Raw genomic sequence first — 13162 nt, forward strand, 5'->3', positions numbered from 1 at the left:
CTGATCTGAGGGCTAAAATCCCGCCAGTCCAACGCCCGCCACGAGCGGGCGTTTTCTTTTCCGAATCAAGCCCCTCCCTTGGAAGCCTTCCTCATCTCCACCGGCATCGTCGCCCTCGCTGAAATGGGTGACAAGACGCAACTGCTGGCCCTCGTGTTGGCGGCGCGTTTCAAACGCCCCTGGCCCATCGTCTGGGGCATCCTCGCCGCCACCCTGCTCAACCATGCTTTGGCTGGCCTGGCGGGCGCCTGGATCATGGCCACCGTTGGGCCCGACGTGATGCGCTGGGTGCTCGGTGTGTCCTTCCTCGCCATGGCGCTGTGGATGCTGATCCCGGACAAGCTCGACGACGACAACGCCGTGCCGCAACGCCGCATGGGCGTGTTCTTCATCACCACCTGGGCGTTTTTTCTGGCCGAGATGGGCGACAAGACCCAGATCGCCACCGTGGCGCTCGGCGCGCAGTACGAGCCCCTCTACGCCGTGGTGCTGGGCACCACCTTCGGCATGATGCTGGCCAACGCACCGGTGGTCTTCTTTGGCGACAAGCTCACCCGGCGGGTGCCCATCAAGCTGGTGCACGCCATCGCTGCACTGATTTTTGCGGTGCTCGGTGTGCTGACATTGCTGGGTGTCGGCCAGTCGTTCATCGGCTGAGCGCCAAGACAAAAGGCCCCGGGTGGGGCCTTTTGCATGTGTGGAGCGGGTGAAGGGAATCGAACCCTCGTATGAAGCTTGGGAAGCTGCCGTTCTGCCATTGAACTACACCCGCAGGGCTGCCGAGTTTACTTGAGGATGTCGCCCACGCAGAGGTACTTGATCTCCACGTAGTCATCCATACCGTGGTGCGAACCTTCACGCCCCAGGCCCGACTGTTTCACACCGCCAAACGGCACGTGCTCGGTGGCGAGAATTCCGACGTTGATACCGACCATGCCGTATTCCAGCGCTTCGCTCACGCGGAAGATGCGGCCCACGTCGCGGCTGTAGAAGTAGCTGGCCAGGCCGAACTCGGTGTTGTTGGCTGCATCGATGGCTTCCTGCTCGGTGTGGAACTTGAACACCGGGGCGAAGGGGCCAAAGGTTTCTTCTTTGGCGCAGAGCATGTCGGCCGTGGCGTCGGCCACCACGGTGGCTTCAAAAAACTGGCCGCTGCCGATGTTCGTCAAGCGCTTGCCGCCGGTCATCACGCGTGCGCCCTTGGCCACGGCATCGTCCACATGCCGCTGCACTTTCACCAGCGCCGCCTCTTCAATCAGCGGGCCCTGGTTCACGCCGTCCTCGAAGCCGTTGCCGACCTTGGTGGTCTTCACCTTGGCGGCGAACTTGTCCACGAAGCTGTCGTACACACCGGCCTGCACGTAGATGCGGTTGGAGCACACGCAGGTCTGGCCGGCGTTGCGGTACTTGCTGGCAAAGGCGCCTTCCACCGCGCTGTCGACATCGGCGTCGTCGAACACGATGAAGGGCGCGTTGCCGCCGAGTTCGAGCGACATTTTCTTGACCGTGGGCGCGCACTGCGCCATGAGGATGCGGCCCACCTCGGTGGAGCCGGTGAAGCTGATGTGGCGCACCACGTCGCTCTCGCACAGCACCTTGCCCACGGCGATGCTGTTGTCGGCATCGGCGCACAGCATGTTGAGCACACCGGCCGGAATGCCGGCCCGGATGGCCAGCTCGGCCGCGGCCAGCGCGGTCAGCGGCGTGAGTTCGGCGGGTTTGATGATCACCGGGCAGCCGGCGGCCAGGGCCGGTGCGACCTTGCGCGTGATCATGGCCAGGGGGAAGTTCCACGGCGTGATGGCCGCGCACACGCCGATCGGCTGCTTGAGCACGATCAGGCGGCGGTTGTTGTCGAAGGTGGGCAGTGTTTCGCCGTTGACGCGCTTGGCCTCTTCGGCGAACCACTCCACAAAGCTCGCGCCGTAGGCGATCTCGCCCTTGGCTTCGGCAAACGGCTTGCCCTGCTCGGCGGTGAGGATGCGCCCGAGGTCTTCCTGATTCGCCATCAGCAGGTCGAACCACTTGCGCAGGATGATGCTGCGCTCCTTGGCGGTCTTGGCCTTCCAGGCGGGCCAGGCGGCGTTGGCGGCGGCAATCGCCGCCTCGGCGTCTTTCGGGCCGAGGTTGGCCACGTCGGCGAGCTTGAGGCCAGTGGCCGGGTCGAGCACGTCGAAGCGGCTGCTGCCCGCGACCCACTGGCCGTTGACCAGGCCGTCGGTCTTGAGCAGGGTGGGGTCCTTGAGCAGGGCGAGGGGGGAAGTCTTCATGTCCATGGGGTGTCTCCGGTGTTCGGTGCGCGCCAGGGTGGCGGGGCAGCGGGAGAGCATAGTCCTTTGGCCCCCGGCGTGCAGTACCGCTGGCGACCTTGGCCCCCGGTCCACCCGGGCCAGCGCGCTGTGAAAGCCCACTTTGAAGCGACCGGTCCGCCATGTTGGAAAATACGGGGTTTCGCGTGCTCGCGCACCACCGACTTCGCCTTCCGCCTCCTTTGACCGAAAACCACAAGGCCCCCATGACCCGCCCCGCCACTGCAGTTGTTTCCGTTGCCGACATCCGCAAGAGCTTCCTGGACTTCTTCGCCTCCAAGGGCCACACCGTGGTCGCGTCCAGCTCGCTGGTGCCGGGCAACGACCCCACGCTCATGTTCACCAACTCGGGCATGGTCCAGTTCAAGGACGTGTTCCTGGGCACGGACAAGCGCCCCTATGTGCGCGCGGCCTCGGTGCAGGCCTGCCTGCGCGCCGGTGGCAAACACAACGACCTGGAGAACGTGGGCTACACCGCGCGCCACCACACCTTCTTCGAGATGCTGGGCAACTGGTCGTTTGGCGACTACTTCAAGCGCGAATCGCTCAAGTGGGCCTGGGAGCTGCTGACCGAGGTCTACAAACTGCCCAAAGAGCGTCTGCTCGCCACCGTTTACGAAGAGGACGACGAGGCCTACGACATCTGGACCAAGGAGATCGGCCTGCCGCCCGAGCGCGTGATCCGCATTGGCGACAACAAGGGCGGGCGCTACAAGAGCGACAACTTCTGGATGATGGCCGACACCGGCCCCTGCGGCCCTTGCTCCGAGATCTTTTACGACCACGGCGACCACATCCCCGGCGGCCCCCCGGGCAGCCCCGATGAAGACGGCGACCGTTTCATCGAGATCTGGAACAACGTGTTCATGCAGTTCAACATGGCCGAAGACGGCTCGGTCACGCCACTGCCCGCGCCTTGCGTGGACACCGGCATGGGCCTGGAGCGCCTCGCCGCCATCCTGCAGCACGTGCACAGCAACTACGAGATCGACATCTTCGACGCGCTCATCAAGGCCGCCGGCCGCGAGACCGGCACGGCCGACCTCGCCAACCCCTCGCTCAAGGTGATCGCCGACCACATCCGCGCCACGTCCTTCCTCATCAGCGACGGCGTGATCCCGAGCAACGAGGGCCGGGGCTACGTGCAGCGCCGCATCGTGCGCCGCGCCATCCGCCACGGCTACAAGCTCGGCCAGAAGACACCGTTCTTCCACAAGATGGTGCCCGACCTGGTGCGCATGATGGGCGAGGCCTACCCCAACCTGGCGAGCCAGGCACAGCGCATCACCGAGGTGTTGCGGGTGGAGGAAGAGCGCTTTTACGAGACGCTGGCCAACGGGATGGAGATCCTCGATGCGGCCTTGGCAGATGGAGCGAAGGTGCTGCCGGGCGACGTGGCCTTCAAGCTGCACGACACCTACGGCTTCCCGCTCGACCTCTCGGCCGACGTGTGCCGCGAGCGTGGCTTGAGCGTGGACGAAGCCGGCTTCCATGCCGCCATGGAAGCGCAAAAGGCCAAGGGCCGCGCGGCCGGCAAGTTCAAGATGGACAAGGCACTCGACTACACCGGCGCGGGCAACACCTTCGTGGGTTACGAGCAGCTGGACGGTGCCGCGAAGATCGTGGCGCTGTACCTCGACGGCACGCCGGTGGCCGAGCTCAAGACCGGTCAACAAGGCGTCGTGGTGCTCGACAGCACGCCGTTTTACGCCGAGAGCGGCGGCCAGGTGGGCGACGAGGGCGTGATCACCAGCGGCTCGGCGCGTTTCGACGTGGGCGACACGCAGAAGATCAAGTCCGACGTGTTCGGCCACCACGGCACGGTGGTGCAGGGCACCATCAGCGTGGGCGACAGCGCAGCGGCGCAGGTGAACACGGCGGTGCGCGCCGCCACCGTGCGCAACCACTCGGTTACCCACCTGATGCACAAGGCCCTGCGCGAGGTGCTGGGCGATCACGTGCAGCAAAAGGGCAGCCTGGTCGATGCCGACAAGACGCGTTTCGACTTCACGCACAACGCGCCGGTGACGGATGCGCAGATCCGCGAGATCGAGCAAAAGGTGAACGCCGAGATCGTTGCCAACGCGCCCACGCAGGCGCGGGTGATGGACATCGAAGCGGCGCAGAAGACCGGCGCCATGATGCTGTTTGGCGAGAAGTACGGCGAGTCGGTTCGTGTGCTTGACATCGGCACCAGCCGCGAACTCTGTGGTGGCACGCACGTCCAGGCCACAGGCGACATCGGCTTCTTCACCATCACCGCCGAGGGCGGCGTGGCCGCAGGCGTGCGCCGCGTGGAGGCCGTGACGGGCCTGAACGCGCTGGCCTATGTGCAGGGCATGGAAGAGACCCTGGGCGGTGTGGCCGGCACGCTCAAGGTGACGCCGGGTGAGGTGCCCGCGCGCGTGGGTGCGCTGCTGGAGCAGATGCGCGATCTGGAGAAAGAAATGAACGCGCTCAAGAGCCGCCTGGCCTCGGCCCAGGGCGACGAACTCGTGAACCAGGCGGTGGACGTCAAGGGCATCAAGGTGCTGGCGGCGGTGCTGACCGGCGCCGACGCCAAGGGCTTGCGCGAAACCATGGACAAACTCAAGGACAAGCTCAAGACCGCGGTCATCGTGCTGGCTTCGGTGGACGGCAACAAGGTACAGATCGCTGCCGGCGTCACCGCCGACAGCATGGGCAAGGCGAAGGCCGGTGAACTGGTGAACTTTGTGGCCCAGCAGGTGGGCGGCAAGGGCGGCGGCAAGGCCGACATGGCCATGGCCGGTGGCACCGATGCCTCGGGTCTGGCCGCGGCGCTCAAGTCGGTGCAGGCCTGGGTGGCCGAGCGGGCCTGAGCCCGCCGCAGGCCTCAGGGTTCAGCGACCACGCCCTCGGCCACGAGGGCGTCGATCTCCGCTTCCGGCAGATCAAATTCACGCAGCACCTCGCGCGTGTGTTGGCCCAACAGCGGCGCGGGGGTGCTGCTGCGATCGGGTGAGGCGGAAAAGTGGATGGGGCAGCCGATGGCCCGCGTGGCGCCCGCTTGCGGATGGTCAAGTTCCACCGCCATGCCGCGCGCCAGCGTTTGTGGATGGCTCAAGGCTTCGCCGATGGTGTGCACCGGTCCGGCCGGCACACCCGCTGCGTCGAACGCCGCTTGCCACTCGGCACGGGTGCGTGTGCGCACCACCGCGTTCATCAGGTCCACCAGCACGGCGAGGTTCGCCATGCGGTCGCGGTTGGTGGCAAAGCGTGCGTCACATTTCCAATCGGGGTGGCCCAGTACGTCGCAGATGCGTTCCCAGTTGGCCTGGTTGGCGCCGCCGATGTTGATCCAGCCGTCGCTGGCTTCAAACGCCTGGTAGGGCGCGGTGAGGATGTGCGCCGATCCCGTGGGCTCGGGCGACTTCTGCGTGGCAAACCACACCGCTGCGTGCCAGTAGGTTTGCTGCAACGCCGCGTCGCTGAGCGACGTGTCCACCACCTGGCCTTCGCCGGTCTTGAGCTTGTGGATGTAGGCCGCCAGGATGCCCAGGGCACCCAGGATGCCGGCGTTCATGTCCGACACCGCGCTGCCGCTCTTGGCGGGTGGGCGGCCCGCTTCGCCGGTGATGGACATCAGGCCCGCGAAGCCCTGTGCGATCAGGTCGAAACCGCCCTTGTCGGCATACGGCCCGGTGCGTCCGTAACCGGTGATGGCGCAGTAGATCAAGCCCGGGTTCGCGGCTTTCAGAGCCTCGTAGCCCAGGCCCAGCTTGTCCATGGTGCCGCCACGGAAGTTCTCCACCAGCACGTCGGCGCCCTTCACCATCTTCAGCAGCAGCGCGCGACCCTTGGGGCTCTTGAGGTCGAGCGCCAGACCACGCTTGTTGCGGTTCATCATCATGAACGGGGCCGAGACGCCACCCACCTGCGGGTCGCGGTAGCCGCGCGCGTCGTCCCCACCCTGCAGCTTCTCGATCTTGATCACGTCGGCACCCATGTCGGCCAGCAGCAGGCCGCAGGTGGGGCCCGACATGATCTGGGTGACTTCGAGCACGCGCAGGCCTGCGAGCGGGCCGGTGGTTTTGTTCACTGGCCACTCCACACAGGGGGTCGTTTGGCCACGAAGGCGGCCACGCCCTCGTGGAAGTCGGCGCTGGCATAGGCGGCGCGGATCAGGTCGTCGGCCTCGGCCAGGTCGTGCGTCACCAGCCGGTCAAGGGCGGCCTTGCTCACGCGCTGCGTCACCGGGGCCAGAGCGATCAGCCGCTGCACGAGCGCGGAGGCCGCGGACTCGATGGCTTCGGGCGCATCGATGCCGTGCAGGTAGCCGCAGGCCAGTGCCTCGGCCGCATCGATGAACTCGGCCAGCATCAGCATGCGCTTGACGCGCTGATGCCCGAAGGCCGCGCGCAACCGCGCCACGTTCTGGATCGACAGGCAGTTGCCCAGGGTCTTCGCGATCGGTACGCCGAACTTCGCACCCGGTGTGGCGAGGCGAAAGTCGCAGGCGGTGGCGATCGCCAGACCGCCGCCCACGCACCAGCCTTCAACCACAGCCACGGTGGGCATGGGCAGGCCACACAGCAGTTCGACGCAGACTTCAATCTGGCGTTCGTAGGCCACGCCGTCTTCACCGGTCTTGAAAGCGGTGAACTGCTCGATGTCGGTGCCGGCCACAAAGGCCTGGCCGCCCGCGCCACGAAACACCACGGCGCGCACCGAAGCGTCGGCCTTGAGCGCACCGGCGATCGCGGTGAGCTGCTCGTACATGCCCCAGGTCATCGCGTTGCGCGCCTGCGGCCGGTTGAACACCACCGAGGCCACGCCGGCCTCAAGGTGCAGGGTCACTTCGCCGGTATCGCTGCTCATGGTCAGCGGTAGAAGTATTCAACGAGGAACATCGGGATCGCGGGGATGTAGGTCACCATCAGCAGCAGCGCCACCAGCACACCGATGAAGGGCAGGTTGACCCGCGTGACCTTCCACATGTCGGCCTTGGCAATCGAACACGCCGTCATGAGCACGCTCGCCACCGGCGGCGTCTGCTGGCCGATGCCCAGGTTGAGCGTGACGATCAGGCCGAAATGCACCGGGTCGATGCCGACCGCCTTGACCAGCGGCATCACGATCGGCACCACCAGGATGATGGCCGCCGCCGAGTGCAGGAAAAGGCCCACCATCAGGAAGAACACGTTGAGGATGGCCAGCACCGCGTACTTGTTGTCGGTGAGTGACGAGATCCATGAGGCCAGCTGTTGCGGCATCTGCTGCTCGGTGAGCAGGTGGCCGAGCAGGGCCGAGGCGGCCACCAGCAGCATCACCACCGCCGTCTGGATGCCGCCTTCGATCATGCACTCGTATAGGTGCTTGAAATTGAGTTCACGGTAGATCACGCCACCGATGAACAGCGCGGCCAGCACGGCCAGTGCCGCGCCTTCGGTGGCCGTGACCACACCGCCGAAGATGCCGCCCAGGATGATGATGGGCAGCAGGAAAGCCCAGGCCGCGTCCTTGAAGGTGGAGCGGAATCTGGCCCAGCTGAACACCTCTTCCACCGGGTAGTTGTAGCGCTTGGCGTACCAGTAGGCCAGCGCCATCATGCCGCCGCCACCCAGCACGCCGGGGACGATGCCGGCCACGAAGATCTGCACCACCGAGGCCTCGGCCATCACCGCATACAGGATCATGGGGATCGAGGGCGGGATGATGATGGCCAGCGTGGCCGACGAGGAGGTGATGGCTGCGGCGAACTCTTTCGGGTAGCCCTTTTTCTTCATCGCCGGGATCAGGATCGAACCCATGGCAGCCACGTCGGCCACAGCGGAGCCGGAGATTTCGGCGAAGAACAGCGAGGTGCCGATGTTCACCATCGCCAGGCCGCCCTTGATGAAGCCGAAGCAGGCCGAGGCGAAGGCGATGAGCCGGCGCGACAGGCTCGACGAGTTCATGATGGCACCGGCCAGGATGAACAGCGGAATAGCCAGCAGCGGGAAGCTGGTGGCGCCGGAAAACATGGTGATGGCCGCGCTCAGCAGTGCGTCAGGGCCACCGTGGAACACCATGGCGATCATGGCCACCACGCCCAGCGAGACGCCGATGGGCACATTGATCAGAATGAGGGCCAGCAGGCCCAGGAACATGAGGGCTGCGGTCATTGCTGCAACGCCTTTTGGATTTCTTTTTCCATTTCCTGCTTTTCCGCGTCCACCACGCCGGCGCCGCGCGCCTGGGCCAGCAGTTCGGGCAGGCTGAAGAGCTGCGCCAGGATGAACAGCACCGCGCCCACCGGGATCACCGATTGCGTGAGACGCGTGGACACCCAGGGCAGGCTCACCATGCTGTCGCCTTCCAGGATCACCAGCACCTGGTAGCCGTACCAGGCCAGCACCGCGAAGAACGCGATCACCACCGCTTCACCGAGCAGCACGACCGGCACGCGAAACACCGGCGGCATGGCATTCACCAGGCCGGGGAATCCGATGTGCGCACGTTTGAGTGCAGCCAGGGCCGCACCGTAGTAGGTGAGCCAGGCCAGGGCGATGGAGGCGACCTCGTCGTACCAGACCATGGAGATGCCCAGCTTGCGGTACGCCACGCCCATGAGGACGATGACCGCCAGCGAGCCCAGCAGGAAGATGACGAACGCCGTCAGCGTGCGGTCGAACGCAGTTCGCAGGGTGAAGAACACGGTGGAAATCCTAGAGGGAGAGAAGGTTGTGCAACGCGCCGGGCGCTGGCGATGGCCAGGCCCGACGCACGTGCATGGCGTGCCTCAGAAGGCAGCGCCCAGGGCCACGGCCTTGTTCACCAGGTCGGCACCGCCCGGCACTTCCTTGCCGAATTCTTCGTACACGGCTTTGCTGGCGGCAATGAACGCGTTCTTGTCGGCTTCATTGACCTGGGTACCCGCAGCCTTGATCTTGTCGACCAGTTCGCCGTCCAGCTGCGCGGCAGTGCGGTAGACAAAAGGCTGCACGTCTTGAGCGGCCTTCTCCAGGATCTCGCGCACGTCGGCCGGCAGTGAATTGAACTTGCGCGAACCTGCCGCCAGAAAGGCCGGCGTGTACACGTGGCCCGTCATCGACATGAACTTCTGCACTTCCTGAAACTTGGACGAGAAGATCTGCGTGAGCGGGTTCTCCTGGCCGTCCATCACGCCGGTCTGCAGCGCCACGAACACCTCGGACAGGGCCATGGGCGAGGGGTTCGCGCCGTAGGCCTGGAACATCTTCACGCGCCACACGCCCGGCGGCACGCGCAGCTTCATGCCTTTGAGGTCTTCGGGCTTCACGATGGGCTTGACGTTGCTGGTGATGTGGCGAAAGCCGTTTTCCCAAACAGCCAGGATCTTGAAACCCTTCTCTTCAGCCATCGGGAACATCGTCGGACGCAGCACGTCCGTCTCGATCTTCTTCATGTGCTCGCGGTTCTTTACCAGGTAGGGCATTTCAAACATGCCGAAAGCCGGCACGTTGGACGACATGATGGTGGAGGGGATCGACAGCTCCAGCGTGCCCAGGCGCAGCTTCTGCATCATTTCCGAATCGCCGCCGAGCTGGCTGGAGCCGAACACCACGACCTTGCCCTTGGTGCCCAGACGCTCGTTGGCCACGCGGGCGAACTCGTTGGCCGAGCGCTCGAACAGCGAGCCCGGGCCACCCACGTGGCCGAGTTTGATTTCCACCTGCGCGTGGGCCATGCTGGCGCCCAGCAGCGTGGTGGCGCCCAGGATGGCGGCAGCCATCTGGCGCAGGGGGGTGCGGAAGGTCGGGAACTGGAAGGTCTGTGTCGGCATGTCTGTCTCCTTGTTGTGGATGTCCGCTGAAAAGAGTGCTCCGTCCACGGACCAGACGGCGCACGGGAACGGGGGAGGGGTCAGGCCTTGATCAGGCCGCCCGGATGGCTGCTGAAGTGGTCCATGAGGGTCTGCACGCCCGAGCCGGCGAGCTTCACGCCGGCGAGCTTCAGACCCATCTCGCAACCCGCCACGGCGGCGATCAGCGTGAGGTCGTTGGTGTCGCCCAAGTGGCCAATGCGGAACATGCGGCCCTTGATCTTGCCCAGGCCGGTGCCCAGCGAGCAGTCAAAGCGCTCGTAGATCACTTTGCGCACCGCGTCGGCGTCCACGCCCTCGGGCGTCATCACGCCGGTGAGGATGGGCGAGTGCACGCCGCCTTCTGCGCACTGGACCGGCAGGCCCCAGGCCTGCACCGCTGCACGCACGCCGCCGGCCCAGCGCTGGTGGCGTGCGAACACCACGTCCAGGCCCTGGCCCAGGATGATGTCGGCCGCCTCGCTCAGCGCGTAGAGCAGGTTGGTGTTGGGGGTCGACGGCCAGTAGCCGGACTTGTTCATCTCGATGATCTCGTCCCAGGCCCAGAACGCCTTGGCCAGTTTTGCGGTCTTGCTGGCCTCGATGGCTTTGGGCGAGAGCGCGTTGAAGCTGATGCCGGGCGGCAGCATCAGGCCCTTCTGTGAACCGCTGATGGAGACGTCCACGCCCCATGCGTCATGCCGGTAGTCGGCACTGGCCAGGCCGGAGATGGTGTCCACCAGCAGCAGGGCAGGGTGTTTGGCCGCGTCGATGGCCTTGCGAACGGCGGCGATGTTGCTGGTCACGCCGGTGGAGGTTTCGTTGTGCACCACGCACACGGCGCGGATGGCGTGCGCGGTGTCGGCCTTCAGGCGCTCCTCGATCAGGTCGGCCTGCACGCCGTGGCGCCAGCTCGCTGGCACGCCGTTGTCGGTGCCACTCAGTGCCAGCACCTCGGCCTTGAGGCCCAGGCGCGTGGCCAGCTTGTTCCACAGAAACGCGAAATGGCCTGTCTCGTACATCAGCACGTGGTCGCCCGGGCTCAGGGTGTTGACCAGTGCGGCCTCCCAGGCACCGGTGCCCGAGGCGGGGTAAATCATCACCGGATGCTGGGTCTGAAAGATCTTCTGCATGTCGGCCAGCACCTTCAGACCCAGCACACCGAACTCGGGGCCGCGGTGGTCGATGGTGGGCAGGCTCATGGCGCGCAACACGCGCTCGGGCACGGGCGAGGGACCTGGAATCTGCAAAAAGTGGCGGCCGGAGGGGTGGGAGTCGGTGGTCAGCATGGCAAAGGTTGAATGAAAGACCAGCCCATTTTTTGCATACAAACCTGATCTGTCAACCGGATCAGCCCTAAAATGCCGAAAAACAGCCCAACTTTTTGAATACAAAATATGACGGCCCAGATTTTCTCCATGCCACCCGGCGCCTTGCACGAGCAGGCCACCCATCGATTGCGGCAGATGCTGGTCGAGGGGCAGATCGCCCCCGGCGCCAAGCTCAACGAGCGCGAACTCTGCGAGCAACTCAAGGTCTCCCGCACGCCGCTGCGCGAAGCCATCAAGACCCTGGCCGCCGAGGGCCTGGTGGAACTGGTGCCCAACCGCGGCGCAGTGGCGGTGCAGCTGACCGAGGCCGACGTGCGCAACACCTTTGAAGTGATGGCCGGGCTGGAAGCTGCCTCCGGGCAGCTGGCCGCGCAGCGCGTGACCGACACCGAACTCGCCGAGATCAAGGCCCTGCATTACGAGATGCTGGCCGCCTACACGCGGCGCGATCTGTCGGCGTACTACCCGCTCAACGCCGCCATCCACCGCGCCATCAACGCCGCTGCGCGCAACCCGGTGCTCACCAGCACCTACAACCAGGTCAATGCGCGCCTGCAGGCGCTGCGCTTCCGGTCCAACCAGGACGGCGAGAAGTGGAGCCGCGCGGTGCAGGAGCACGAAGCCATGATCCAGGCCCTGGAGTCCCGTGATGGCGTGGCCCTGGCCGGTGTGCTCACCACCCACTTGAACAACAAGCGCGACGTGGTGATCGAGCAGTTGCGATCGATGGAAGTGCAGACCATGCAGCAGCAGGGGGCGACCGAATGAACGCGCCCTTGCCTTTGTCCGTGGCCCGCGACAAGCCGGATGCGCTGTACGAGCGTGTGGCCAACATTGGCAACGAGGTGGCCGGCCAGCTGGCGCGCCGTTTGACGCAGGAGACGCAGGGCGAAGTGCTGTTCAGTCCGGCGGACCGCGGGCGCTACGCCACCGACGCGTCGATCTACCAGCAGATGCCGGTGGGCGTGTTCGTGCCGCAAGATGCGGACGACGTGCGCCTGGCGCTCGACATCTGCCGCGACCTCACGGTTCCCATCGTGCCGCGCGGCGGCGGCACCAGTCAGTGCGGCCAGACCGTGGGCGCAGGCCTGGTGATCGACCACAGCAAGCACATGCGCCGCGTGCTTGACGTGAATGTGGACGACCGCACCGCCACGGTGGAACCCGGCCTGGTGCTCGACCACCTCAATGCACAACTCAAGCCCCACGGCCTGTGGTACCCGGTGGACGTGTCCACCAGCGCGCAGGCCACGCTGGGCGGCATGGCCGGCAACAACTCGTGCGGCAGCCGCTCGGTGGCCTACGGCAACATGGTGCACAACGTGCTGGGCGCCCAGGCCTGGCTGGCCGATGGCAGTCTCGTCGACTTCGGTGACCACGCCACGGCCAGCCCGCAAGCCAAGGCCATCGGTGAATTCGTGCGCGACCTGGCCCTGGAACACGCCGACGAGATCGATGTGCGCTGGCCCAAGGTGCTGCGCCGAGTGGCCGGCTACAACCTCGACATCTTCCGCAACCAGAACGAAAAGCCGTACACGCACGATGGGTCGGTGAACCTCTCGCACCTGCTGATCGGCAGCGAAGGCACGCTGGCGCTCACGCGTTCACTCAAGCTGCAATTGCGCGAGTTGCCGCGCGCCAAGGTGCTGGGCGTGGTGAACTTCCCGACCTTCTTCCAGGCGATGGACAGCGCGCAGCACATCGTCAAGCTCGGCGAGGGCATGGCCGTGGGCCAGCTC

Annotated in this window: 11 protein-coding genes and 1 tRNA gene; 4 read left to right on the plus strand and 8 right to left on the minus strand. The window is 65.6% G+C overall.

From position 1 onward, the window contains the following. Positions 1–78 precede the first annotated feature (78 nt). On the plus strand, positions 79–657 hold the full coding sequence (locus Q0C59_RS14880; RefSeq protein WP_291216750.1) for a TMEM165/GDT1 family protein: 579 nt from the start codon (positions 79–81) through the stop codon (positions 655–657). A gap of 41 nt (positions 658–698) precedes the next feature. Here Q0C59_RS14880 and Q0C59_RS14885 read toward each other — a convergent pair. Together Q0C59_RS14885 and Q0C59_RS14890 are read right to left on the minus strand one after the other, a co-directional pair. Beyond that, positions 699–772 (minus strand) — tRNA-Gly (locus Q0C59_RS14885). Positions 773–785: 13 nt separating this feature from the next. Further along, on the minus strand, positions 786–2276 hold the full coding sequence (locus Q0C59_RS14890) for an NAD-dependent succinate-semialdehyde dehydrogenase (RefSeq protein WP_291216752.1): 1491 nt from the start codon (positions 2274–2276) through the stop codon (positions 786–788). A gap of 239 nt (positions 2277–2515) precedes the next feature. On the opposite strand from Q0C59_RS14890, the gene alaS reads away from it, so the two are divergent. Then, entirely contained in the window at positions 2516–5149 is a 2634-nt protein-coding gene (alaS, locus tag Q0C59_RS14895) for an alanine--tRNA ligase (RefSeq protein WP_291216754.1), read from the plus strand. Between the two features lie 14 nt (positions 5150–5163). Here alaS and Q0C59_RS14900 read toward each other — a convergent pair whose 3' ends face one another. The 6 genes from Q0C59_RS14900 to Q0C59_RS14925 all read right to left on the minus strand — a co-directional run bounded on the left by Q0C59_RS14900 (position 5164) and on the right by Q0C59_RS14925 (position 11381). Beyond that, the gene (locus Q0C59_RS14900; RefSeq protein ID WP_291216756.1) at positions 5164–6369 is read right to left on the minus strand and encodes a CaiB/BaiF CoA-transferase family protein; all 1206 of its coding nucleotides are present in this window, start codon (positions 6367–6369) and stop codon (positions 5164–5166) included. Beyond that, positions 6366–7148 carry an enoyl-CoA hydratase/isomerase family protein gene (locus tag Q0C59_RS14905; protein ID WP_291216757.1) on the minus strand — a complete coding sequence of 261 codons (783 nt, stop codon included), beginning with the start codon at positions 7146–7148 and terminating at the stop codon, positions 6366–6368. The genes Q0C59_RS14900 and Q0C59_RS14905 overlap by 4 nt, the downstream gene beginning before the upstream one ends. 2 nt (positions 7149–7150) lie before the next feature. Beyond that, a complete protein-coding gene (locus Q0C59_RS14910) occupies positions 7151–8434 on the minus strand; it encodes a TRAP transporter large permease (protein ID WP_291216759.1) in 1284 nt (427 codons plus the stop codon). After that, complete coding sequence (locus Q0C59_RS14915; protein ID WP_291216761.1) at positions 8431–8967, minus strand: TRAP transporter small permease; 537 nt, start codon at positions 8965–8967, stop codon at positions 8431–8433. Before Q0C59_RS14915 ends, Q0C59_RS14910 begins: the two co-directional genes overlap by 4 nt. 84 nt (positions 8968–9051) lie before the next feature. Next, positions 9052–10074 (minus strand): TRAP transporter substrate-binding protein, encoded by a 1023-nt coding sequence (locus Q0C59_RS14920; RefSeq protein WP_291216762.1) that lies wholly within the window; start codon positions 10072–10074, stop codon positions 9052–9054. 80 nt (positions 10075–10154) lie between these two features. Further along, positions 10155–11381, minus strand: a complete 1227-nt coding sequence (locus tag Q0C59_RS14925) for an alanine--glyoxylate aminotransferase family protein (RefSeq protein ID WP_291216764.1) — start codon at positions 11379–11381, stop codon at positions 10155–10157. A gap of 108 nt (positions 11382–11489) precedes the next feature. Here Q0C59_RS14925 and Q0C59_RS14930 point away from each other — a divergent pair, with 108 nt between their 5' ends. Both Q0C59_RS14930 and Q0C59_RS14935 read left to right on the plus strand, forming a co-directional pair. Further along, positions 11490–12191, plus strand: a complete 702-nt coding sequence (locus tag Q0C59_RS14930; RefSeq protein ID WP_291216765.1) for a GntR family transcriptional regulator — start codon at positions 11490–11492, stop codon at positions 12189–12191. Next, positions 12188–13162 (plus strand): FAD-binding oxidoreductase (locus Q0C59_RS14935; RefSeq protein ID WP_291216767.1); only part of this gene is annotated, 975 nt, incomplete at its 3' end. The genes Q0C59_RS14930 and Q0C59_RS14935, both read left to right, overlap by 4 nt.

Origin of the sequence: Hydrogenophaga sp. (genome assembly GCF_022844385.1) — a bacterium.
GTDB lineage: Bacteria > Pseudomonadota > Gammaproteobacteria > Burkholderiales > Burkholderiaceae_C > Hydrogenophaga.